This window comes from Phaeobacter sp. PT47_59, from assembly GCF_028890025.1.
In the GTDB taxonomy this organism is placed as follows: domain Bacteria; phylum Pseudomonadota; class Alphaproteobacteria; order Rhodobacterales; family Rhodobacteraceae; genus Phycobacter.
Genome location: NZ_JARCJL010000011.1, coordinates 76,294 through 98,976, shown reverse-complemented (window position 1 = coordinate 98,976; position 22,683 = coordinate 76,294). Strand labels below are relative to the sequence as shown.

The 22,683-nt window shown below is 64.0% G+C and carries 20 protein-coding genes and 1 riboswitch; of the genes, 16 read left to right on the top strand and 4 right to left on the bottom strand.

The features are described 5' to 3' along the window. Positions 1-4: 4 nt before the first annotated feature. Together PXK01_RS12320 and PXK01_RS12315 are read right to left on the bottom strand one after the other, a co-directional pair. Positions 5-1,717 carry a flotillin family protein gene (locus PXK01_RS12320; protein ID WP_274848554.1) on the bottom strand — a complete coding sequence of 571 codons (1,713 nt, stop codon included), beginning with the start codon at positions 1,715-1,717 and terminating at the stop codon, positions 5-7. 46 nt (positions 1,718-1,763) lie between these two features. After that, positions 1,764-2,522 (bottom strand): OB-fold-containig protein, encoded by a 759-nt coding sequence (locus PXK01_RS12315; RefSeq protein WP_274860271.1) that lies wholly within the window; start codon positions 2,520-2,522, stop codon positions 1,764-1,766. A gap of 255 nt (positions 2,523-2,777) precedes the next feature. Between PXK01_RS12315 and metG the strand changes: the two genes are divergently transcribed. Next, positions 2,778-4,496, top strand: coding sequence for a methionine--tRNA ligase (metG, locus tag PXK01_RS12310; RefSeq protein ID WP_274860270.1), 1,719 nt, complete (start codon positions 2,778-2,780; stop codon positions 4,494-4,496). Positions 4,497-4,516: 20 nt separating this feature from the next. On the opposite strand, the gene PXK01_RS12305 is transcribed toward metG, so the two are convergent. Next, positions 4,517-4,879, bottom strand: a complete 363-nt coding sequence (locus tag PXK01_RS12305) for a hypothetical protein (protein ID WP_274848550.1) — start codon at positions 4,877-4,879, stop codon at positions 4,517-4,519. Positions 4,880-5,067: 188 nt separating this feature from the next. On the opposite strand from PXK01_RS12305, the gene hemP reads away from it, so the two are divergent. The 10 genes from hemP (at position 5,068) to glpD (ending at position 14,985) form a co-directional block, all read left to right on the top strand. After that, positions 5,068-5,238 carry a hemin uptake protein HemP gene (gene hemP, locus PXK01_RS12300; protein WP_274848549.1) on the top strand — a complete coding sequence of 57 codons (171 nt, stop codon included), beginning with the start codon at positions 5,068-5,070 and terminating at the stop codon, positions 5,236-5,238. A gap of 98 nt (positions 5,239-5,336) precedes the next feature. Further along, positions 5,337-6,617, top strand: coding sequence for an imelysin family protein (locus PXK01_RS12295; protein WP_274848547.1), 1,281 nt, complete (start codon positions 5,337-5,339; stop codon positions 6,615-6,617). Positions 6,618-6,706: 89 nt separating this feature from the next. Continuing rightward, positions 6,707-7,717 (top strand): porin, encoded by a 1,011-nt coding sequence (locus tag PXK01_RS12290; RefSeq protein ID WP_274848546.1) that lies wholly within the window; start codon positions 6,707-6,709, stop codon positions 7,715-7,717. 262 nt (positions 7,718-7,979) lie between these two features. Then, complete coding sequence (locus tag PXK01_RS12285) at positions 7,980-8,273, top strand: (2Fe-2S)-binding protein (protein WP_274860268.1); 294 nt, start codon at positions 7,980-7,982, stop codon at positions 8,271-8,273. After that, entirely contained in the window at positions 8,221-8,709 is a 489-nt protein-coding gene (gene bfr, locus PXK01_RS12280) for a bacterioferritin (RefSeq protein ID WP_274848543.1), read from the top strand. Before PXK01_RS12285 ends, bfr begins: the two co-directional genes overlap by 53 nt. 55 nt (positions 8,710-8,764) lie before the next feature. Further along, positions 8,765-10,237 carry a di-heme oxidoreductase family protein gene (locus tag PXK01_RS12275; RefSeq protein ID WP_274848541.1) on the top strand — a complete coding sequence of 491 codons (1,473 nt, stop codon included), beginning with the start codon at positions 8,765-8,767 and terminating at the stop codon, positions 10,235-10,237. Beyond that, complete coding sequence (locus PXK01_RS12270; RefSeq protein ID WP_274848540.1) at positions 10,234-11,286, top strand: imelysin family protein; 1,053 nt, start codon at positions 10,234-10,236, stop codon at positions 11,284-11,286. The genes PXK01_RS12275 and PXK01_RS12270 overlap by 4 nt, the downstream gene beginning before the upstream one ends. A gap of 17 nt (positions 11,287-11,303) precedes the next feature. Continuing rightward, positions 11,304-12,383, top strand: a complete 1,080-nt coding sequence (locus PXK01_RS12265; protein ID WP_274860267.1) for a DUF1513 domain-containing protein — start codon at positions 11,304-11,306, stop codon at positions 12,381-12,383. Between the two features lie 186 nt (positions 12,384-12,569). Then, positions 12,570-13,367 carry a DeoR/GlpR family DNA-binding transcription regulator gene (locus PXK01_RS12260; RefSeq protein ID WP_274860266.1) on the top strand — a complete coding sequence of 266 codons (798 nt, stop codon included), beginning with the start codon at positions 12,570-12,572 and terminating at the stop codon, positions 13,365-13,367. Beyond that, entirely contained in the window at positions 13,360-14,985 is a 1,626-nt protein-coding gene (gene glpD, locus PXK01_RS12255) for a glycerol-3-phosphate dehydrogenase (RefSeq protein ID WP_274860264.1), read from the top strand. Before PXK01_RS12260 ends, glpD begins: the two co-directional genes overlap by 8 nt. 46 nt (positions 14,986-15,031) lie before the next feature. Here the strand turns inward: glpD and cobO are convergent, their stop codons facing one another. Next, positions 15,032-15,667, bottom strand: coding sequence for a cob(I)yrinic acid a,c-diamide adenosyltransferase (gene cobO, locus PXK01_RS12250; protein WP_274848535.1), 636 nt, complete (start codon positions 15,665-15,667; stop codon positions 15,032-15,034). Positions 15,668-15,719: 52 nt separating this feature from the next. Next, positions 15,720-15,935, top strand: a riboswitch (cobalamin riboswitch). Between the two features lie 105 nt (positions 15,936-16,040). Between cobO and PXK01_RS12245 the strand changes: the two genes are divergently transcribed. The 5 genes from PXK01_RS12245 (at position 16,041) to PXK01_RS12225 (ending at position 22,681) form a co-directional block, all read left to right on the top strand. Then, the gene (locus PXK01_RS12245; RefSeq protein WP_274848533.1) at positions 16,041-16,463 is read left to right on the top strand and encodes a DUF1636 domain-containing protein; all 423 of its coding nucleotides are present in this window, start codon (positions 16,041-16,043) and stop codon (positions 16,461-16,463) included. A gap of 3 nt (positions 16,464-16,466) precedes the next feature. Next, positions 16,467-17,501, top strand: a complete 1,035-nt coding sequence (gene cobW, locus PXK01_RS12240) for a cobalamin biosynthesis protein CobW (RefSeq protein WP_274860262.1) — start codon at positions 16,467-16,469, stop codon at positions 17,499-17,501. Between the two features lie 143 nt (positions 17,502-17,644). Beyond that, positions 17,645-20,893 carry a cobaltochelatase subunit CobN gene (cobN, locus tag PXK01_RS12235; RefSeq protein WP_274860261.1) on the top strand — a complete coding sequence of 1,083 codons (3,249 nt, stop codon included), beginning with the start codon at positions 17,645-17,647 and terminating at the stop codon, positions 20,891-20,893. Next, positions 20,890-22,050, top strand: a complete 1,161-nt coding sequence (cobG, locus tag PXK01_RS12230) for a precorrin-3B synthase (protein WP_274860260.1) — start codon at positions 20,890-20,892, stop codon at positions 22,048-22,050. The genes cobN and cobG overlap by 4 nt, the downstream gene beginning before the upstream one ends. A 1-nt stretch (position 22,051) precedes the next feature. Next, a complete protein-coding gene (locus PXK01_RS12225; protein ID WP_274860259.1) occupies positions 22,052-22,681 on the top strand; it encodes a precorrin-8X methylmutase in 630 nt (209 codons plus the stop codon). The last annotated feature ends 2 nt before the right edge of the window (positions 22,682-22,683 follow it).

Here is a 22,683-nt window from a genome sequence, read left to right as displayed (position 1 = left end):
CGGCTTATGCCTTGGAGGTATCGACCTCCTCCACTTCTTCAAGGACCGGGGGCTCGATCCGTCCCGCATCCTCGATGACTTCAGGAGAGACCCCCAAGGCACCGCTGGTGATCCCGGCAACACCGTCCTCCATCGACAGGCCCAGTTCTTCGCCCAGTTTCTTGAGCGCGGGCATCTGCACCGCCATGCCCATGATGGAATCCAGCGCCTGGTTGACGACGGGCTTTTCTCCGCCGCCCGCAGAGGCCGCAACAGTCCCCGCGCCGCCCGCGCCAGCCCCCATGCCGCCGACCTGATGGATCTTGATCGAATCGATCTTTTCCGCAGGTTTCACCATTTCGGCGACGATGGAGGGCATCGCCTCGATCCGGGCCAGATCCACCTTGAAACGGATCTGTGCCTCCGAAAGGACATTGTCCGCCTCGACGATGGCGCGTTTACCTTCGGCTTCGGCCAGCATGTCATTCTTCTTGGCCTCGGCGCGGATGTTGAGCGCGTCGGCCTCGGCCTGCGCCTCTTCGCGGCGGGCTTCGGCGCGGTCGGCGGCGGCTTCCTTCTCGGCCTGGGCTGCCAGTCGAATGCCAGTGGCCTGACGCTCCGCTTCGCGCGTGGCTTCGATCAGCACGATCTGCTTCTGACGCTCGGCCTCGGCCACCTGGCGGGCGGTTGCCACCGCTTCGGTCGCCTTGGTGGCTTCGGCGCGGGCCAGATCGGCCGAGGCACGGGCGCGGCTTTCCTCTTCGGATTTCTGCGCGATGATGATCTGCCGTTCCTGTTCGGCCACTTCCAGCTCGCGCTCTTTCGAGATTTCGGCCTCGCGAATCTTGCGCTCCCGCTCGATATCGGCGGCGCGAATGGCCTCTTCCCGCGCGATCCGGGCGCGTTCGGTCTCGCGCACGCTATCCTCGGTACGGGCGGCGATCTCGGCCTCTTGTGCCACGCGCAGGGTTTCCACCTTCTGTTTCTGCTCGATCCGGGCCTGTTCCTCGTCCTGTTCGATCAACAGCTTCTGACGCTCGGCCTCCATCGCGGCGCGGCGCACGGCGACATCCGCCTCCGCATCGATCTGGGCGCGTTCCTTCTTTGAAACCGCGATCACCTCGGCCAGCCTGCGCATACCCACCGCGTTAAAGGCGTTGTTTTCATCCAGCGCCTCAAACGGGGTCTGATCCAGCGCCGTCAAAGAGACGGATTCCAGCGACAGACCGTTCTTCAACAGATCCTCGGAGACCGCATTCTGCACCTCCTGAACAAAGTCGGCGCGGTTCTCATGCAGCCCGTCCATGGTCATCTGGGCGGCCACGGCACGCAGACCGTCGATCAGCTTGCCTTCGATCATCTCGCGCAGCTGCTCCACATCGAAGGTGCGGCTGCCCAGGGTCTGGGCCGCGCGGGCGATCCCCTCGGCCGTGGCCATGACCGAGACATAGAATTCGACCCCCACATCGACGCGCATGCGGTCCTGGGTGATCAGCGCCGCCTCGCCGTCGCGCTTTACCTCAAGGCGCAGGGTCTTCATGTTGACCGGGCTGACCTCATGCAGCAGCGGCACCACGATCGTGCCCCCATCCATGATCACGCGTTTGCCGCCAGCCCCTGTCTTAACAAGGCTGATCTCGCGAGTGGAGCGCCGGTAAAGTCGGCCAAGAACAAGCCCGAACAGCGCCAAGAAAACCAGAATACCAACTACAACAATCAACAGAAACTCAAACTCCATTGAGAAACCTCCCTTTGGGTGAAAAGTTAGAATTTTATCGTCAAGCTTATTCGGAGACGGCAACAAGCACGTAACTCCCCTTGCGCCGATCCCGGATCACCAGAACCTCGGTGCCCTGGGCGATGGTCTCGCCCTCTGTCAGGGGTTCGGCGCGCAGGTAGTGGGCATTGCCGTAGCCATCGATGACGCGCACTTCGGCCGGGCGGCCCCTGGCGGCGGTGCCTTGGGTGACCACGCCGCGGCGGCGACCCAGGTTGCGTTCTGACAGAACCTCGGTCTCGGTCTGGGGCAGGAGCCGTGCAAAACCCGCGCCAAAGATGCGCGCGAACCAGAAGGCAAACGCGCCAGCAGGAAGGACCGCGACCCAGGCCGGAGCCGTCAGGCCGAAGGAAGAGGACAGTGCCACCTGCAGCCCCATGCCCGACAGGCCAAAGCCCAGCAGCACAGCGCCGAGCCAGATCACCATCGGCATGCGGCCCAGCCCGAGCCAACCAGCCAAGCCCGCCGGTGCCGAAACACCTGCGTCCACTGGCGTATCCGGGCCAAGCTCCAGATCCAGGTCCACATCCGGCAGCTCCAGGTCGGCAGCGTCAATGCCCTCAACCCCGCCAAGATCCGCGCCATCAAGGTCAAGATCGAAATCACCGACCTCTCCTGCGCCGACATCCAGATCCGCATCTCCATCAGCGCCGATCAGACTGCCCCCAAGCAGCAAGGCCACCAGTTCCAGCACCATCAGGCCGGTCAGCAGCGCAAGCGCAAGGGTAAAGGGGGCAAAGGCGCCCTCAAGCAGAAATTGCAGCATCTAGATACGGACCTCTCAACTCGGATTCGAATAGGTATGCGATAGTATACAATTCATATGGGAAGGCTTTGCGCCCGTTTCAACCCCCGCACCTGTACAACCCTAGGGCAAGATGGCCGGGAGAGCATTGATAGACAAGAGAAAACTCCGCCCCGTGATGGAAAGACCGGTTTTCCAAGGAAAGCCACGGGCGGGGTTCCCGCCGCCCCCGCCATGCGTTAGACGGTCAGGCAAAGCGACATGTGGATGGATGGTATGGAACGCATTCTGATTACCTCGGCGATCCCTTACATCAACGGGATCAAACATCTGGGCAACCTCGTGGGCAGCCAGCTGCCTGCCGACCTTTACGCGCGCTATCAGCGTGGCCGCGGCAATGAGGTGATGTTCCTCTGCGCCACAGATGAACACGGCACCCCGGCCGAGCTGGCCGCCGCCAAGGCGGGCAAGCCGGTCGCAGAATACTGCGCCGAGATGCACGAGGTCCAGGCCGGGATCGCCAAGGGATTCTGCCTCAGCTTTGACCACTTCGGGCGCTCCTCCAGCCCGCAGAACCACGCGCTGACACAGCATTTCGCAGGCAAACTGGCCGAGGCCGGGCTGATCCGAGAAGTGGTGGAGAAACAGGTCTATTCCAATGCCGACGGCCGCTTCCTGCCGGACCGCTATATCGAGGGCACCTGCCCCAACTGCGGCTTCGAGAAGGCACGCGGCGACCAGTGCGAGGAATGCACCAAGCAGCTGGATCCCACCGACCTGATCAACCCGCGCTCGGCCATCTCCGGCTCGACCGATCTGGAAGTGCGCGAGACCAAGCACCTGTACCTGTGCCAGTCCGCCATGAAGGATCAGCTGGATGCCTGGATCGACAGCAAGGCCGACTGGCCCGTCCTGACCACCTCGATTGCCAAGAAATGGCTGCACGATGGTGACGGCTTGCAGGATCGCGGCATCACCCGCGATCTGGACTGGGGCATCCCGGTCAAGAAGGGCGCGGACGACTGGCCCGGCATGGAAGGCAAGGTCTTCTACGTCTGGTTCGACGCGCCCATCGAATACATCGCCTGCGCCAAGGAATGGGCCGATGCCAACGGCAAGGCGGATGCCGACTGGGAGCGCTGGTGGCGCACCGACAAGGGCGCCGAGGATGTGAAATACGTGCAGTTCATGGGCAAGGACAACGTGCCCTTTCACACCCTGTCCTTCCCGGCGACCATTCTGGGATCAGGCGAGCCGTGGAAGCTGGTCGATCACCTGAAGTCGTTCAACTACCTGAACTATGACGGCGGCCAGTTCTCCACCAGCCAGGGGCGCGGCGTCTTCATGGATCAGGCGCTGGAGATCCTGCCCGCCGATTACTGGCGCTGGTGGCTGCTGAGCCATGCGCCCGAAAGCAGCGATTCTGAATTCACCTGGGAGAATTTCCAGCAATCGGTGAACAAGGATCTGGCCGATGTCCTGGGCAACTTCGTATCCCGCATCACCAAGTTCTGTCGCTCCAAGTTCGGCGAAGAGGTGCCCACGGGCGGCGCCAACGGCGAACAGGAAACGGCCCTGATCGAAGAGCTGACCACCCGCCTGCGCGCCTATGAGCAGCACATGGAGGCGATGGAGGTGCGGAAATCGGCGCAGGAGCTGCGCGCGATCTGGGTTGCCGGCAACGAATATCTGCAATCGGCCGCGCCCTGGTCGGTCTTCAAGGAAGACCCGGAACGGGCCGCCGCGCAGGTGCGCCTGGGTCTGAACCTGATCCGCTTCTACGCGGTGCTGAGCGCGCCCTTCATCCCACAGGCCAGCGCCAAGCTGATGGAGGCGCTGAACAGCAGCGACGACAGCTGGCCCTCGGACGTGGCGGCAGCCCTTTCCGCCCTGCCAGCAGGCCATGGCTTCACCGTGCCGGAGGTGCTGTTTGCCAAGATCACCGACGAGCAGCGCGAAGACTGGCAGACGCGTTTTTCCGGCACCCGCGACTGATCAAAAACCATGCACACCGTTCAAAGGCCGCCCATTGGGCGGCCTTTTCTGTTTTTGGCCTTCATGGCCAGCCAACATATCCGGGCCCCTTGCCGCCTGTTGATCCGCCGCGCGCCTGCGTCCGCTGCGCCCGTGCTACAATAGCCTTTGATTGCAGAGCCTTGCACGCGCTCCGCCGCCCCTTCGATCACTGTTGCGACCCAATGAACAATTGCGCCGAAATGTGGCGTTTCTCCGCGACCGAGCAGACAATTCTCTACGGAAAACCTTATTCCGACTAAAAAAGTCAGATTGACTTTGCTGAGTAAATAAATCAGGTATAGCCCAATCCAGCCAGCCTGACGGATTTCAGGTGAGCCCGAGAGAATCGAGACACTCAACATTGCGTCATCATGTCGAACCCCGCAGCCAGCCCCCGTCAGCGCTCCAGTGAGCCACAGCTTCAGGATGCCCTGAGCCCGATACTGCCCGGGATCTTTGCGCGCTCCGGCACATTGAGCGGCTTTTGCCTGGAATGGCTTCTGGACCGGGCCGAGTTCGACAGGGCGGATTACAGAAATGGGCACCCCTTATGAACCAGATCGCATCAGAACCGGTGGCGACCACCGCCACGACCGAAGTATTCCCGACCTACAACGCTGAAGACCTGACACGGGGCGGCATCCAGGCCCGCATCCTGCTGAACGGCCAGATCTACAGCCTGCGCATCACCCGCGCCGGGAAGCTGATCCTCACCAAATAGGGCATGGCGCGACAGTGCTGCCAGACTTGCCAGGTGCCGGACCCTCTACCCCGTTTTCAATTCAGACCTACAACCAACCCAAGCAAGGATACTCCCTGATGAAGTCTCTGTTTCTCTCCGGAACCGCCCTGGCGGGCATGATCCTGAGCGGCACCGCAGCCCTGGCCGCGGGCGCAGCACCCGAAAAGGGCGCCGTGCTGACCACCTATGCCAATATCGCTCAGGCCAAATACGAAGACAGCCTGGCCACCGCACAAGAGCTGCAAAGCGCCGTCGAGGCCCTGATTGCCTCCCCCTCGGCCGAAGCGCTGCAGGCCGCCCGCGCCGCCTGGCTGGCCGCCCGCGTGCCTTATCAGCAGTCCGAGGTGTTCCGGTTCGGCAATGCCATCGTCGATGACTGGGAAGGCAAGGTGAATGCCTGGCCGCTGGATGAAGGCCTGATCGATTATGTGGACGCCTCCTATGGTGGCCCGTCGGATGAAAACGCCCTGGCCGCGCTGAACGTCATCGCCAATCCTTCGTTCGAACTTTCCGGCAAGACCATCGACACCAGCGACATCACACCCGCGCTGCTGGAAGAGACCCTGCACGAGGCGGACGGCATCGAAGCCAATGTGGCAACCGGCTATCACGCCATCGAATTCCTGCTGTGGGGTCAGGATCTGAACGGCACCGATCACGGCGCAGGCAACCGTCCCTGGACCGACTACGCCGCGGGCGACGCCTGCACCGGCGGCAACTGCGACCGTCGCGGCGCCTATTTGAAGGCCGCAACCGACCTCCTGGTCTCCGACCTGGAATGGATGAGCGCGCAATGGGCCGAAGGCGGTGAGGCACGCGGAACTCTGATGGCCGATGAAGGCGCAGGCATCGTCGCCATGCTGACCGGCATGGGATCGCTGTCCTACGGCGAACAGGCCGGTGAGCGGATGCGCCTGGGCCTGATGCTGAACGATCCGGAGGAAGAGCACGATTGCTTCTCCGACAACACCCACAACAGCCATTACTATGACGGCTTGGGCGTTCAGAACGTCTACCTTGGCGAATATGTGCGCGTGAACGGTGAACTGGTCTCCGGTCCGTCCCTCTCCGATCTGGTGGCAGCCGCTGATGCGGAACTTGACACCGAGCTGCGCGGCAAGCTGTCCACCACCATGCTGGCCCTTGGCCGCATCAAGACCGCAGCCGAAGCAGGCTTCTCCTATGACCAGATGCTGGAGCAGGGAAATGCCGCGGGCGAAGTGCTGGTCATGGGCGGCGTCAACGGGCTGATCGACCAGACCCGCTCGATCGAGCGCGCTGTTACAGCCCTGAAACTGAGCAGCATCGCATTCGAAGGATCCGACAGCCTTGACAATCCCTCGGCTGTCTTCGAATAAGTCACAGTGACGTAATAACATAACATCACAAGCCTGTGGTCTGGCCTGTCCGCCCTTGGCGGTCAGGCTGTTCTGAAGAAAGAAAACCTATGAAAATCAACTCCTCCCTCGCGCCTGTCCTGGGCGTACCCGCCCTTCTATGCGCAACCGCTGCACATGCCGAATTCTCCTGGGAAGGCGAAATCGAACTTGGCAATGAACAGGTCGTCTCCTCGGATGTGGCGGCCAACGAAATCCGCGACACCTACCTGGTTGTCACCGCCACCGGCACCTATTCCTTCGGCAACGGCGTTGAGTTCTTCTCGACCCTGACCGCCGAAAGCGTGATCGATCCGGTTGCAGACCGTACCTTCGAAGACATCGGTCTTTATGTCGAAGAGATCGGCTTCAGCTTTGGCATCGGCGAGGCGACCACCGTCACCATTGGTAAACTGCACCCGGTCTTCGGCACCGCCTGGGACGATGCTGCGGGCTTCTTCGGCAGCAGCCTGGCCGAAGACTATGAGCTGGCGGAACAGATCGGTGTCCTGGCCGATGTGGAACTGGAGGGCGCAGGCACCCTGTCCTTTGGCCTGTTCTATGCAGATGACACCGGCCTCAGCCGCTCCTGGGGCGAGGACCGCGGTCGCAATCGTGCCTCCGCTGGCGGCGCCGGCAACACCGGCGAGCTGGACAACTTCGCAATCCAATGGGCCTACAACGTCGGCGAGACCCGTTTCCACATCGGTGCGCGCCACCTCAGCGCCAGCGTTGGCGACGTGGATGACGAGCAGGGCATCGTGGCTGGTATCGGCCATTCCTTCGCAGGCGGTGTCGACGTCTTTGCAGAGGTCGCCTCGTTCTCGAACTTCGGCGGTGGCGTCGATGACGCGACCTTCGTCACCCTGAATGCCGCCTATGGCACCGGCCCCTGGAGCTTCTCCGGCACCCTGGCCCAGCGCGATCTGGAAACCGCTGGCGAAACCGATCTGGTCTCCATCGGCGTGGACTATGAGTTCCAAAGCGGCGTCGCCCTTTCCGGCGCCCTGGCCCGGGTCGAAGACACCGGCGTGGAAGACACCATTCTGGGTCTGAGCGTGGTCATCCCCCTGGGTGGCTGACTGGGTGGCTGACAAGCCCATGAATTTCCCTCGGTTTTGAATGGAGACATCCAGATAGACCGAACTGGGCCGCAGGTTCTGCGGCCCTTTTTTATGGCGGAAACCTCTGGCTGAACGCTCAAAATCCGGTGATCGACGCAAATTCCGATAGAAACACTCAGCATTTTGACTTGCTTGATGACTGTTTTTGTCGGATATTTACACCCACCACCGAAGCCGCTCTGACCGGCCTCTCTGTCTGCCCCCTGCATGGACTGCGCGCATGATTGTCTGCCACTGCACCCAGATCACCGATCACGACATTCATGCCGCCATTGACTGGATGCGCACCAGCGATCCACAGACCATCATCACGCCTGGCAAGATCTATCACGCCCTTGGAAAAGCCGCCGACTGCGGCGGCTGCATGCCACTCTTCCTCGACACCATGCGTGGCAATGCTAAGGTGAATGTGCCTGCGCAGCTGCAGAATCTACGCACGCCACATAGACAGGAGAAAAGCCATGAAGGGCGACCCAACAGTCATCGAATATCTCAACAAGGCCTTGCGCCATGAACTGACCGCAGTCAGCCAGTATTGGCTGCATTACCGGATGCAAGACGACTGGGGTCTTGGCAGCATGGCCAAGAAAAGCCGCGAAGAAAGCATCGAAGAGATGGAACACGCGGACAAGCTGATCGAGCGGATCCTGTTCCTGGGCGGTCATCCCAACCTGCAAAAGCTCGACCCGCTGCGCATCGGCCAGACGCCCAAGGAAACCCTGGAATGCGATCTGGCGGCGGAAATCAGCGCCCGCGCGCTTTACAAGGAAGCCCGCGAAGCCTGCGATAAGGCGGGCGACTATGTCACCATGAAGCTGTTTGAGGCATTGATGGCCGATGAAGAAGGTCATATCGATTTCCTCGAAACCCAGCTGGAACTCCACGACCGCATCGGCGCCGAAAACTATGCACAACTCAACGCCACCAAGATGGAAGAGGCGGACGAATAACCTCTGTCTGGCTGCGATCCTGTTCGCAGCCAGCATCGCCGCCCCTGCCGGGGCGATGGACCTTGATCCGCTTTCCCTGGGCGATCCGCATCTGGACGTGATCCCCCGTACCGACGCCGAAACCGCCCGTATCCGGGAGGCCATTGCACCGCCAAGGGATTTCACCGCAGCAGAACCCTACGAAGACCGCCCTGCCGGGGCCGCAACCGTGCGCGCCCGCGGCGATGACGAGGCCTTTTCCCAACACTCCGCCAACCTCTCTTTCGAGCAGGAGCTCGAGTTCAAACTCGGCAATGGTCTGTTCAAGAAGATCTGGGTGTTCTCTCCGGCCTCCACCCGCGCCTCGGACGGGCTCGGCCCGCTCTATAATGCCCGGTCCTGCCAACGCTGCCATATCAAGGACGGGCGCGGCCATGTGCCAGAGGGACCGGAATATCGCTCTGCCGCCATGTTCCTGCGCATCTCGGTGCCGGGGCCGGTCCCCTCCGAACTGCAGGCGATCCGGGACTATATCGGCACCGCTCCCGATCCCACCTATGGCCGCCAGTTGCAGGATTTCTCTGCCCCCGGCATCGCTCCGGAATACCGGCTGGCCATCCAATACGAGGAGATCCCGGTCACGCTGAACGGCGGTGACACCGTGACCCTGCGCAAGCCCAGCTATCAGGCCACGCAATTGGGCTATGGCCCGCTGCACCCTCAGGCAAGACTGTCGCCACGGCTGGCGCCATCGATGATCGGCCTGGGCCTGTTGGAGGCCATCCCCACGGCCGATATCCTCGCCGCTGCCGACCCCGAGGACGCGGACGGCGACGGTATTTCCGGCCGCGCCAATCTGGTCTGGTCGCGGGAGTTTCAGCAGATCATGTTGGGGCGCTTTGGTCTCAAAGCCGGCATGGCCACGGTGCACGAACAATCCGCCGCCGCCTTTTCCGGCGATATCGGGATTTCGACGCCGCTTTTTCCCGCGGCCTGGGGCGACTGCACCGACCAGCAACACGACTGCCGCAGCGCTCCGCACGGAGATGGCGATGCGCGCGGCAGCGAGATCGACCAGCCGAACATGGATCTGGTCACCTTCTATGCCCGCAACCTGGCCGTGCCTGCCCGCCGCGCGCCTGAGGATCCACAGGTGCTGCGCGGAAAGTGGATCTTCCACGACAGCGGTTGCGCCAGCTGTCACAGACCGAAATTCGTCACCCATCGCCTGAACGACCGCCCCGAGCACAGTTTCCAGCTGATCTGGCCCTATAGCGATCTGCTGCTGCATGACATGGGCGATGGTCTGGCCGATCACAGCCCCGAGGCGCGCGCCACAGGGCGGGAATGGCGCACGCCGCCACTCTGGGGGATCGGGCTGACGCAGCAGGTCTCTGCCCGCGCCACCTTCCTGCACGATGGGCGTGCCCGCACCCTGCTGGAGGCGATCCTCTGGCATGGTGGCGAGGCCGAAGCCGCACGCGACCGCGTGATATCCCTAGCGCCCGATGCCCGGGCCGATCTTTTGCGTTTCCTGGAGAGCCTATGATGCGTCCCCCCCTGCCCCAGATCTCCCTGCCTCGGATGCCCGTGGCCCGCCTGCTCGTTGCGGCCCTGTCTGCTGCTCTGCTGCTGCCGCCCTCGATCTTGCGCGCCGACGTGGTCGCACAGGCGATCGATCAGCATATCCTGCCCGGATATGGCGCCCTGGTGGACACATCGGAGCAGTTGAGCGAAAGCGCAGCGCAAGACTGCGATCCGAACTCGGAACCGCTGCGCGCGGCCTATGGCGCCGCCTTTGATGCCTGGGTCCGCGTCAGCCACCTGCGCTTCGGCCCCAGCGAGACGGACAACCGTGCCTTTGCCCTGGCCTTCTGGCCCGACAGCCGTGGCAAGACCCCCAAGGCGCTTTATGCCCTGATCCGCGCAAACGACCCGATTGTGGCCGACCCCGATGCCTATTCCACCGTCTCGATCGCGGCGCGCGGCTTTTACGCGCTGGAGTTTCTTCTGTTCGACGCGGACATGCAGCAAACCGAAAGCGCCGCGTTCCGCTGCCAGCTGACCCGCGCCATCGCCCAAGACATCGCCGCAACCAGCCGCGCCATCCAGGAGGGTTGGATCGCTGACTATGCCGACAAGATGCGCAGCCCCCAGGATCGCTACCGCAGCGAGATCGAAGTCAAACAGGAGCTTTTCAAGGCCGTGAACACCGGCCTGGAGATCCTAATCGACATGCGCCTGGGCCGCCCGCTGGGCAGCTTTGACAAACCCCGCCCCAAACGCGCCGAGGCCTATCGCTCGGGCCGGTCCCTGCGCCATGTCCAGCTGTCCCTGCAGGCGCTGGAGGAATTGACGCTGATCCTGGCCCAGGAGGATCCGGAGCTGCAGGCGCAGCTTGCGACGAGCTTCACCAAGGTCCGCGCCCAGGCCGACCGGCTGGAGGATCCGGTCTTTGCCGGGGTGACGCAACCGGGGCCCAGACTGCGTATCGAGGCCCTGCAGCAAAGCATCCGCAACCTGCGCGAAACCGTCGGGCTGGAGCTTGGCCCGGCGCTGGGTGTCGAGGCGGGCTTCAATTCGCTCGACGGCGACTAAGCACAGGAGTACCCGCAATGCCTTCACGACGTGGATTTCTGGCAGGACTTCTGGCGGCGGGCATGGCACCTGCGGCCAGTTGGGCCGATCTTGGCTCACCAGCCTATCTTTCGGCCGGGAAAACTGCCGATGGACGCCACCTTCTGGCAGGCCTCGCCGAGGACGGAGAGATCCTGTTCACCCGCCCGCTGCCCGCCCGCGGCCATGCGGCGACAGCCCATCCCCACCGCCCCGAAGCGGTCGGCTTTGCCCGCCGTCCCGGTCGCTTTGCCGATGTGATCGACTGCCGCACCGGTGAACAGCTGTCGCGGCTGGAACCTCCGGCAGGTCATCATTTCTATGGGCACGGGGTGTTTACCGCCGATGGCAGCCTGCTGATGACCACCGAAAACGACTATGAGGCCGGGCGGGGCATCATCGGCATTTGGGACGCCACCGATAACTATCGGCGCATCGGCAGTTTTGCCTCTGGCGGCACCGGGCCGCATGACATGCTGCTCAAGGCAGATGGCAGCGGGCTGGTGGTGGCCAATGGCGGCATCGAGACCCACCCCGACAGCGGAAGGGCCAAGCTGAACATTCCCACCATGCGCCCCAACCTCAGCTATCTGGATTTCGACGGAGAGATCACCGAGCAGGTCGAACTGGAACCGGAGCTGCACAAGAATTCGATCCGTCACCTGGCCATTCGGGCGGATGGCACGGTGGGGTTTGCCATGCAGTGGCAGGGGGATCTGGGCGCGGATGTGCCCATCGTCGGCCTGCATCGCCCGGGCACCCCCCCCCGCCTGATGGCCGAAGATGATCCGCGCCTGCGCAATCTCAACGGCTATGGCGGCTCGATCGCCTTTACCCCGGACGGGCGCCAGGTGGCGGTGACCTCGCCACGGGGCAGCGTGATGCAGGTGTTCGACTGCGAAAGCGGCGAGATGAACGGCGAATACGGGCTGGCGGATGTCTGTGGCTTGGCGCAATCACGCGCGGGCCTGATTGCCAGTTCCGGCACCGGAAAGGTTGTCGAGCTTGTCCAGGGCCAGCTCAGACCGTTGCGCAGCGCCGCCCTGCGCTGGGACAATCACCTGATCCGGCTCAACTGACACGGCCACACTCCGATCACGCCAATCCTTGCCGCGCCGCTCCAAAACACCTTTGGGGCGGCGCCTTCCCCTTGCGTCGGCAAAATGGGAAAAACGCATAGCAATCATCAAAACGAAGTTTTTCGAAAATAAAGTGATGACATTTCGAAAGTGAATCACTAAGTGGCACCCATGAAAGGAAAGCCCATGGATGCCACAACGCGCCAAAGTGAAATTGTCGACCTGTTGAACGAACAAGATCGCGTCGAGGTCGATGACCTTGCCCGGCGCTTTGGCGTCTCGGCGCAGACCGTGCGCGCGGATCTGCGGGATCTTTCGACCCGCGGAGCGCTGTCCCGCATCCACGGCGGCGCGGTTCGGATCAGCGCCGCCGCCAACCGTGCCTATGGTGACCGGCGCAAGCTCAATGCCGAGGGAAAGCAGGCCATGGCCGCCATCGCCGCAGAGGTAATCCCGGAAAACTGCTCGGTAACGCTGAATATCGGCACCTCCACAGAACAGGTGGCGCGCGCCCTGTCCGGCCATCGCGGCCTTACGGTTATATCCAACAATATCAATATTATAAACATGATGATGGGCGGCGAAAGCCGGGAGTTGATCCTGGTCGGCGGGGCGGTGCGGCAAAGCGATGGCGCCATCGTGGGCGAAGACGCGGTGGAATTCATCTCCCGCTACAAGGTGGATTTCGCGGTGATCGGCGCCTCGGCCATGGACGAGGACGGTGCCATCCTCGACCACGACGCCCGCGAGGTCTCCGTGGCCCGCGCAATCCTGAAAAATGCCCGCACCCGCGTCTTGGTCTGCGATCACGGCAAGTTCCAGCGCTCTGCCCCGGTGCGGATCTGCGATGTGGCGGATCTGGACCTCGTCATCACCGACGCCCCGGTCCCCGATGCCTTTGCCGAGGCCGCGCGCATGGCGGGAACCCGCATCCTGATCGCCGGCCAAAGCGAAACCGAAAACGAAAGCGACGAAAATGACTGATGACAAGATCACCGACCTGTTCATCATCGGCGGCGGCATCAACGGCTGCGGCATCGCGCGCGATGCGGCCGGTCGCGGGCTCACGGTCAGCCTTGCGGAAATGAACGACCTGGCCTCGGCCACCTCCTCGGCCTCGACCAAGCTGTTTCACGGGGGCTTGCGCTATCTTGAGTATTTCGAGTTTCGCCTGGTGCGCGAAGCCCTGATCGAACGCGAAGTCCTGTTGAAGGCGATGCCGCATATCTCCTGGCCGATGCGCTTTGTCCTGCCGTTTCACAGGGATATGCGCTTTGACAGCGAAACCCCCACTTCGCGGCTGCTGACCCTGGCGATGCCCTGGATGAAGGGCCGCCGCCCGGCCTGGCTGATCCGGCTGGGCCTGTTTCTCTATGATTCCTTGGGCAAGCGCGGCATCCTGCCGGGTACGGCCAAGCTGGACCTGACCCGCGACGCGGCGGGCCTGCCGCTGAAGGACAAGTTCAAAACCGCTTTTGAATATTCCGATTGCTGGGTGGAGGACACCCGTCTGGTGGTGCTGAACGCCCGTGATGCCCTGACGCGCGGCGCCGAGATCATGACCCGCACCGAGGTTCTGGTGGCCGAACGCGCCGAAGATCACTGGGTCATCCATCTGAAGAACCACACCACCGGCGAGGTCTTCATCCGGCGCGCCAAGATGCTGGTCAATGCGGCAGGGCCCTGGGTTGCCGATGTGCTGAAACAGAAACTGGGACAGAACAGCCGCGAAGGGGTGCGCCTGGTGCGCGGCAGCCATATCGTGGTGCCAAAGCTTTATGAGCACAATCGCTGCTACTTCTTCCAGGGCACCGACGGGCGGATCATCTTTGCCATCCCCTATGAAGAGGATTTCACCCTGATCGGCACCACCGACGCCGATCACCCCGATCCCTGCACCGCGCCCAGCTGCACCCCCGAGGAACAGGACTACCTGATCGACTTTGCCTCGCAGTACTTCGAAAAACCGCTGCAGCGCGCGGATATCGTCTGGACCTATTCCGGCGTGCGCCCCCTTTATGATGATGGCGCCAGCTCGGCGACGGCGGCCACGCGGGAATATGTGCTGACGCTGGAAAAGGGCGCTGCACCGCTGCTGAACGTCTTTGGCGGCAAGATCACCACCTATCGCAAACTGGCCGAATCCGCGCTGAAAAAGATCGGTGAAGCCCTGCCCGGCGTGGGCCACAACTGGACGGCGGGGATCCCGCTGCCGGGCGGCGATTTCCCGGTTGGCGATGTTGTGAAACTGCAGGACCAGCTGAAAGCGGATTACCCCTTCCTGACCGCATATTGGGCGCGCCGCCTGATCCGTGCCTATGGCACCGAGGCGCGGCTGATCCTCGGCAATGCCAAGACGGCCGCCGCCCTGGGGCAGGATTTCGGCGCCACCATCACCGCGCGGGAGTTGGACTGGTCCATCGCCAACGAATGGACCCGAAGCGGCGAGGATTTCCTCTGGCGCCGCACCAAACTGGGCCTGCGCCTGGGCGAGTCCCAGCGCGCCGCAGTGGACGCCTACATCAAAGAGAAAACCGCGCCGCAGACAGACCCCGCACAGGCGGCAGATCCGGCGCGCGGGGACAGAACCGCTCTTGCATAGGCATCCGGGGCCGCGGCGACCAAGCTATTGAAACAGCTTACTTCTGTCAGAACTCCACCCCCTTCTGCGCCTTGATCCCGGCGCGGAAGGGGTGCTTGACCTGGCCCATCTCGGTGACCAGATCGGCGATCTCTATCAGCGCATCCTTGGCGTTGCGCCCGGTCAGCACCACATGGGTCATCGGCGGCTTCTGCTCGACCAGGAATGTCAGCACCTCGTCGAGGTCCAGATACTCATAGCGCAGCGCGATGTTAATCTCATCCAGCAGCACCATGGTATTGCGCTCATCCAGGATCATCTCCTTGGCCTTGTCCCAGCCTGCGCGGGCGGCGGCGATATCACGCGCCTTGTCCTGGGTTTCCCAGGTAAAGCCCTCACCCATGGCGTAGAACTGGCAGAGATCACCGAAATGCTCTTCGATCAATGTGCGCTCGCCGGTCTGCCAGCCCCCCTTGATGAACTGCACCACGGCGCAGGGCATCTGATGGGCGATGCACCGCATGATCATGCCGAATCCCGAGCTGGATTTGCCTTTTCCGGGGCCGGTATGGACGATGATCAGCCCCTTTTCGCCCTCCTTGGTGGCCATCATGCGGTCGCGGGCCGCCTTGATCTTGGCCATCTTTGACGCGTGCCGTGCCGCTTCCTCTTCGGAAATGCCGTTATCGGACTTTTGGCTCACCGGGTGCCCTCCTGCTCTGTGGCCCCATGTCTTGACAAGGAAGCCCCCAATAGCGCAAGGGGATTTTGTTGGTTCCTGCGCAAGCAGGCGAAGAGGGAATGTGACACGGCCATCTGGCCCAAGCACAGCCGCCCCCGCGACCGTGACCGGAGAGGTCTCCATGCCACTGGGTAAAACCGGGAAGGCCGGAGCACCGAAAAGGCCCCGCACATCTGTGTCGGCCTTGAGATCCGCAAGCCGGGAGACCTGCCAACGAATTTGATCAACGGGCGGACGGGGTGTTTCCGCGACCGGTTGAGAGCCGATGCAGCAGTGCGGCTCCCTTCTGGCCCTTCCCCGTCTGTCGAACGGACCGCGAAGGAGCCGCCGGACCATGGCCAAGGATACTTCAGACTGCCCCTCCCCGGCACAGGCACCGGTGCTCTTGACCGTCTGCACCACCTGCAGGCGCGACGGCGTCGATCCGGAAGCCCCCCGCCCCGGCGCCCTGTTGCTGCAGGCCCTGAGCGGCACCGACCTGCCCCAGGGTGTTTCGGTGCGCGGCGTCGAATGCCTGTCGGCCTGCAAGCGCGGCTGCGCGATGATCCTGAGCGGCGGCGCGACCCGCTGGAGCTACATCTACGGCGATCTGGACCCCGATCAGCATCTTGCCGAAATCCTTGAAGGCGCTGCCGCCTATGCCGCGACCGAGGATGGCCTGGTGCCCTGGCGTGAGCGCCCGCAGGTCTTTCGCAAACAATCCATTGCCCGCATTCCCCCGGCGCCCCTGCCGGACGACAGCCCCTCGCAGGAGTAACCGATGAGCGATCTGAGCAAAATTCCCGTCACCGTGATCACCGGCTTTCTGGGCGCAGGCAAGACCACGCTGATCCGCCACCTGATGCAGAACCCGCAGGGCAAGCGTCTGGCGGTGCTGGTCAATGAATTCGGCACCGCCGGGGTGGATGGCGAGATCCTGAAATCCTGCGCCGATGAAAACTGTCCCGAAAACAACATCGTGGAACTGGCCAACGGCTGCATCTGCTGCACCGTGGCCGATGATTTCATCCCCACCATCGAGGCGCTGATGGCCCTGCCGGAAACGCCCGAGCATATCCTCATCGAAACCTCCGGTCTCGCGCTGCCGAAACCTCTGCTCAAGGCCTTTGACTGGCCCGCGATCCGCTCCCGCATCACCGTGGACGGGGTGATTGCCCTCGCGGATGCCGAGGCCGTCGCCGCAGGCCTGTTCGCCCCGGATCTGGCCGCGGTGCAGGCCCAGCGCGAGGCGGACGACAGCCTCGATCACGAAACGCCCCTGTCGGAGGTCTTCGAGGATCAGATTGCCTGTGCCGATATCGTGCTGCTCTCCAAGGCGGATCTGGCCGGAGAAGTCGGCCTGGCCAAGGCCCGCGCCGTGATCGAGGCCGAAGCCCCCCGCAGCCTGCCGATCCTGCCGATGAGCGAAGGGGTGATCGATCCCCGCGTCATTCTGGGGCTCGGCGCCGCCGCCGAGGATGATCTTGATGCCCGCCCCAGCCACCACGACGGGCACCATGACCACGAACATGACGATTTTCACTCCATCGTGGTTGAACTGGGTGAAGTCTCCGATCCCCAGGACCTGCAGGATCGCATCGTCAACATGGCCCGCAGCCGAAAGATCCTGCGCGTGAAGGGCTATGTCGCGGTAGAGGGAAAGCCGATGCGCATGCTGGTGCAGGCCGTGGGCGAACGCCTGCGCGCCCAATACGATCAGCCCTGGGGCGCCCAGCCGCGCAAGACCCAGCTGGTGGTCATCGCCGAACACGACGCTATCGACGTCGCGGGCATCCATGCAGATCTCGGAGCCTGACCACTATGCGAGAGAGCTCCGGCATTCACAGGGACATGTCCCGGCTGACAGGCCGGGACACGCCCGACCTCCCCCCCGGGAGGGCGCATGACGCCCCCCCGAGGCCGGTCGCGCCCCCTAGTGCTTTGGCACGGAGCTGACCCATGCATGTCGTCTTTCGCGAAAGCCACGGGCTGGAGGAAACCGATACACCCTTTGATGTCGGGCAGGATCCGGCGGATCTGATCGTCCTGTCTTTTTCCGACAGCGACCTTGGCGCCTTTGCCGCAGGCTGGCACCGGGCCAAGGGCAAACTGCCCTCCTGCCGCCTGGCCAATCTGGTGGCGCTGAAACACCCCCTTTCGGTGGACACCTACACCGAGAAAACGCTGCAAGGCGCCAAGGGCATTCTGGTGCGCCTCATCGGTGGCGAAAGCTACTGGTCCTACGGTCTAGCCACCCTGCAGGATCTGGCCCGGCGCAAGGGCATCGCGCTTGCCATCCTGCCCGCCGATGGGCGCGAAGATCCGCGCCTGGACGAGCTGTCGACCCTGCCGGTTTCCACGCTGCGGCGGTTGCAGGCGCTATGTGATGCCGGTGGCGCCGTCGCCGCCCAGGCCGCCCTGGCGCAGCTCGCGCTGGCGGCGGGGCTTTATGCGGCTCCAGTTCCCGGTCTCAAGACCACACCGGAATATGGATATTACGACCCCGCGCGCGGGGTGATCGCAGAGCTGCCGCAAGACGACAAACCATTGGTCCTTGTCAGCTTCTACCGCTCCTACCTGACGGCCGCAGACACTGCGCCAGTCGATGCGCTGCTCACCGAGCTGCGCAAGCGCGGCTATGCCGCTTACGGCGCCTTTGCCACCAGCCTCAAGACCGCAGCGGCAGCGGATTGGCTGCGTGAGGCACTCCCCCGCCTCTCTCCTGCTGCCATCCTCAACGCCACCGCCTTTTCGGCGCAAGGGTCCGATGGCCGCCCCTCGCCGCTCAGCGTGACGGGCTGCCCGGTGTTCCAGGTGGCGCTGTCCACCGCCCGGCGCAAGGACTGGGCCGAGGCCGCCCGCGGTCTCTCGCCTGCCGACCTTGCGATGCATGTGGTCTTGCCCGAGGTGGATGGCCGCGTCATGGCCGGTGTCATCAGCTTCAAGGCCCCGGCCAAGAAGGATCCTGACCTCCAGTATTCCCGCTTTGCCCATCGCGCCGATCCCGATCGCATCCGCGCCGCCGTGGATCGGGTCGACGGCTGGCTGCGCCTTTCACGCTTGCCGGATCAGGACAAACGGCTGGCGCTGGTGCTCTCCACCTATCCGGGCCGCGACTACAATATCGCCCATGCCGTCGGCCTTGATGCGCTGGCCTCGTGCGAGACACTGCTGGGCGCGCTGGCCGATCAGGGCTACGATGTGACGCCCCAACGAAACCTTGGTGCCCGCCTCGGGGTAGAGCGGCTTTCCCTGCCGCTGGAAGACTACCAGGCTGCGCTGCGGGCGCTTCCCGAAGAGCTGCAAGACGATCTTTTGTCCGCCTGGGGCGCCCCCGAGGAGGATCCGGATTTCAGCGGCAATGCCTTCCATTTCAAGGCCCTCACCGCAGGCAAGGCGATCGTCGCCCTGCAGCCCGAACGGGGCGAGGTCAGGACCCGCGTCGATGACTACCACGATCTGGACCGCACGCCGCGCCATGCTTATGTGGCCTTCTATCTCTGGCTTCAGCAGCAGGCGGATGCCCTGGTCCATATCGGCGCCCATGGCACGCTGGAATGGCTGCCCGGCAAGGCGGTTGCGCTTTCGGGTACCTGCTGGCCCGAGGCCCTGACCGGTGCCCTTCCAGTGATCTACCCCTTCATCGTCAACGACCCCGGTGAGGCAGCACAGGCCAAGCGGCGCATCAGCGGCGTGACCATCGGCCACCTGCCTCCGCCGCTGGCTGAGACCACCCTGCCCGCAGGCATGGCGCGGCTCGAAAGCCTGCTTGATGAATACTCCACCGCCGACGGGCTCGATCCCGCCCGCCGCGACCGGCTGATCGAGGATATCCGCGCCGAGGCGCAAGGCACCGGCGTCGAGGCCGACCTTGGCCTCACGCCCGATTGTTCCGCTGCCGAGGCGATTACCCGCATCGACGCCTTCGTCTGTGACATCAAGGAAAGCCAGTACGGCGAGGGCCTGCATGTCTTTGGCACCGGCCAATGCGGCCCGCAGGAAATTGCCGGGGTGATGGGCGCGCTCTCGGGGCGGCTGGTGGCGCCCGGTCCCTCTGGCTCTCCGTTTCGCGGGCGCTCGGACGTGATCCCCACGGGGCGCAACCTCTTTACCACCGATCCACGGGCGGTGCCCTCGCGGGCGGCGCATGCGCAAGGGGTCAAGCTGGCGGAAGAGCTGCTGCGCCGCCATCTTCAGGACCACGGCGACTGGCCAAAGGGGCTGGTGATCGATCTCTGGGGGTCGGCCACCATGCGCACCGCGGGCGAGGAATTCGCCATGGCACTGCACCTGGCGGGATTGGCGCCGAAATGGGACGAAGGATCGGACCGGATCTCGGGGTTTGAGGTGCTGCCGCTCTCACTGCTGAACCGCCCGCGCATCGATGTGACCTTACGCGTCTCGGGCCTGTTCCGCGACGTGTTTCCCGGCCTTGCACAGATGTTCGAAGCCGCTGCCGCCGCCCTGGCCAAGCGGGAGGAGACTGCCGCCGACAACCCCTACCTGGCCGCTACCCCGCGCGTCTTCGGACCCAAGCCCGGCCAATATGGCCTCTCCATGGGCGCGCATCTGGATGACTATTCGCAAGATGCCCGCATGGCGGCAGGCGAGGCTTGGCTCAATGCCTCCTCCCATGCCATCGACGCCAAGGGCGAGATTGCCGAGGCCCGCGAGGCCCTTGAACACCGCCTGAAGGGCGCCGACAGTTTTGTGCATCTTCAGGATCTGCCGGAAACCGATCTTCTGATCGCATCAGATTACGCCGCGCATGAGGCGGGCTTTGCCGCCGCCATGGCAAGGCTCGGCCAGACGGCGCCTGCCCTCTATCATCTGGACGCCACCCGCCCCGATGCGCCCAAGGCGCGCTCGCTTGGTGAGGAAATCGCCCGCGTCACCCGTGCCCGCGCCGCCAACCCGGATTGGGCCACGTCGATGATGCGCCATGGCTTTCGCGGCGGTGCCGAGATTGCCGCAACGCTGGATCACATGGCCGCCTTTGCCCATCTGGCACAGGCGGTTCCTCCGCATCTGTTTGACCTCTACTTCGAGGCCACTCTGGGCCGTGAAGATCTCGTGGAGTTTCTGCGGCGCGAAAACCCGGCGGCCCTTGTCGCCCTGCAGGACCGCTTCCGCGCCCTGGCAGAGACCGGCCTCTGGCTCACCCGCCGCAACTCGATCCTCGCCGCGCTGGAGAGTGGCGTGACATGAGCGGTGCGCCCAAAACATACGGGTGGTGCCCCGGTGCCCTGCGCCCGATGATGTCGGGCGATGGGTTGGTGGTCCGCCTGCGTGCCCCCATGGGACGCCTCAGCCCCGAACAGGCACGCGGCGTGGCCGACCTCTCCGAAAGCCACGGCAACGGGCTCTTGGATCTGTCGACCCGCGCCAATCTGCAGATGCGCGGCATCCGGGAGGAAGGCCACGCGGCCCTGCTTGACGGCCTGCGCGATCTGAAGCTGCTGGACCGGGACGAGGCGGCAGAGTCGCGGCGCAATATCATGCTCACGCCCTTCTGGAGCGGGGGCGACAGCAGCGCGCGCATTGCCCGTGATCTGGAAAAGGCACTGACCCGGGCAACAGATCTGAAACTGCCCGGAAAATTCGGCTTCGCCGTGGACTGCGGCCCCACTCCGGTCCTGCGTGACGCTGCCGCCGACATCCGCATCGAACGAGGGCCGTCCGGACTGTTCCTGCGCCCGGATGGTGCCGCATCCGGCCTGCCGGTGTGCCAGGAGACAGCCGCAACCGAAGCCCTGAAACTGGCGCACTGGTTCCTGGAGACGGGCGGCGCCCCGAATGGGCGCGGGCGCATGAAGGCGCATCTGGCCAAGGGCACAGCACTGCCACAGGGCTACCGGGAAAGCCCCCTGGGCACCGGGCCTCACCCAGCCCCCGGAGCAACGTCCCGAGGATATATGGTCGCCTTTGAGTTCGGTCAGATCTCGGCATCCAGCTTGAAACAGCTGGCCGACCAGGGCGCCCTGCGCCTCACCCCCTGGCGTATGCTGCTGGTGGAAGGCGCCTCTCAGATGGCGCCCCTGCCCGGCCTGATCCTGGAGGCCACGGATCCGCGCCTGCGGGTCTCTGCCTGCACCGGCGCGCCCGGGTGCCTGCAGGCGCTCTCCGCCACCCGCGATCTGGCCCGCGATCTGGCGCCGCATGTGCCGGAAGGCGCACACCTCCATGTCTCGGGTTGTGCCAAGGGCTGCGCCCATCCCGGCCCTGCGCCCCTCACCCTCACCGCAACCGGCCGTGACGCATTCACCCTGATCCGCAACGGCACCGCCGCGGATCAACCGCTAGAACCCCCACTGAGCGCCCGCAGCCTGCGCACCGCTCCCGAACGTCTGACAGAGGGCAACTGACATGCTCCACGCTTACGAAACCGACGGCGCCAAGATCTATGCCGAAAGCTTTGCCACCATCCGCGCCGAGGCCGATCTCGACCGGTTCACCCGCGATGAGGAAAGCGTCGCAGTGCGCATGATCCACGCCGCCGGTATGGTCGGCCTCGAAGAGCATATCCGCTTTTCCCCCGGCATGGCCGAAACCGCCCGTGCGGCGCTGGCAGCAGGGGCACCGATCCTCTGTGATGCCTATATGGTCAGCGAGGGCATCACCCGCCCGCGCCTGCCCGCAAACAACGCGGTGATCTGCACCCTGCGCGACCCCAAGGTGCCGGACATGGCCAGGGAGATGGGCAACACCCGCTCCGCCGCCGCGCTGGAACTGTGGCGGCCGAGCCTTGACGGCGCGCTGGTCGCCATCGGCAATGCCCCGACCGCGCTGTTTCACCTTCTCAACATGCTGAAGGATCCCGCCTGCCCCCGCCCTGCCGCCATCATCGGCTGCCCGGTGGGGTTTGTCGGGGCCATGGAATCGAAGGAGGCGCTGATGCAGGACCTGCCGGTGCCATCGATGATCGTGCGGGGGCGGCTTGGCGGCTCTGCCATCACCGTGGCCGCGGTCAACGCGCTTGCCAGCTGGAAAGAGTGATC

Coding starts and splice junctions, on each gene's coding strand:
- cobG (WP_274860260.1), top strand. CDS start 20,890: ATGAGCGGTGCGCCCAAAACATACGGGTGGTGCCCCGGTGCCCTGCGC.
- PXK01_RS12275 (WP_274848541.1), top strand. CDS start 8,765: ATGGACCTTGATCCGCTTTCCCTGGGCGATCCGCATCTGGACGTGATC.
- PXK01_RS12265 (WP_274860267.1), top strand. CDS start 11,304: ATGCCTTCACGACGTGGATTTCTGGCAGGACTTCTGGCGGCGGGCATG.
- glpD (WP_274860264.1), top strand. CDS start 13,360: ATGACTGATGACAAGATCACCGACCTGTTCATCATCGGCGGCGGCATC.
- PXK01_RS12315 (WP_274860271.1), bottom strand. CDS start 2,522: ATGCTGCAATTTCTGCTTGAGGGCGCCTTTGCCCCCTTTACCCTTGCG.
- PXK01_RS12245 (WP_274848533.1), top strand. CDS start 16,041: ATGGCCAAGGATACTTCAGACTGCCCCTCCCCGGCACAGGCACCGGTG.
- metG (WP_274860270.1), top strand. CDS start 2,778: ATGGAACGCATTCTGATTACCTCGGCGATCCCTTACATCAACGGGATC.
- PXK01_RS12305 (WP_274848550.1), bottom strand. CDS start 4,879: ATGTTGAGTGTCTCGATTCTCTCGGGCTCACCTGAAATCCGTCAGGCT.
- hemP (WP_274848549.1), top strand. CDS start 5,068: ATGAACCAGATCGCATCAGAACCGGTGGCGACCACCGCCACGACCGAA.
- PXK01_RS12225 (WP_274860259.1), top strand. CDS start 22,052: ATGCTCCACGCTTACGAAACCGACGGCGCCAAGATCTATGCCGAAAGC.
- cobW (WP_274860262.1), top strand. CDS start 16,467: ATGAGCGATCTGAGCAAAATTCCCGTCACCGTGATCACCGGCTTTCTG.
- PXK01_RS12285 (WP_274860268.1), top strand. CDS start 7,980: ATGATTGTCTGCCACTGCACCCAGATCACCGATCACGACATTCATGCC.
- PXK01_RS12295 (WP_274848547.1), top strand. CDS start 5,337: ATGAAGTCTCTGTTTCTCTCCGGAACCGCCCTGGCGGGCATGATCCTG.
- PXK01_RS12320 (WP_274848554.1), bottom strand. CDS start 1,717: ATGGAGTTTGAGTTTCTGTTGATTGTTGTAGTTGGTATTCTGGTTTTC.
- PXK01_RS12290 (WP_274848546.1), top strand. CDS start 6,707: ATGAAAATCAACTCCTCCCTCGCGCCTGTCCTGGGCGTACCCGCCCTT.
- bfr (WP_274848543.1), top strand. CDS start 8,221: ATGAAGGGCGACCCAACAGTCATCGAATATCTCAACAAGGCCTTGCGC.
- PXK01_RS12270 (WP_274848540.1), top strand. CDS start 10,234: ATGATGCGTCCCCCCCTGCCCCAGATCTCCCTGCCTCGGATGCCCGTG.
- cobN (WP_274860261.1), top strand. CDS start 17,645: ATGCATGTCGTCTTTCGCGAAAGCCACGGGCTGGAGGAAACCGATACA.
- PXK01_RS12260 (WP_274860266.1), top strand. CDS start 12,570: ATGGATGCCACAACGCGCCAAAGTGAAATTGTCGACCTGTTGAACGAA.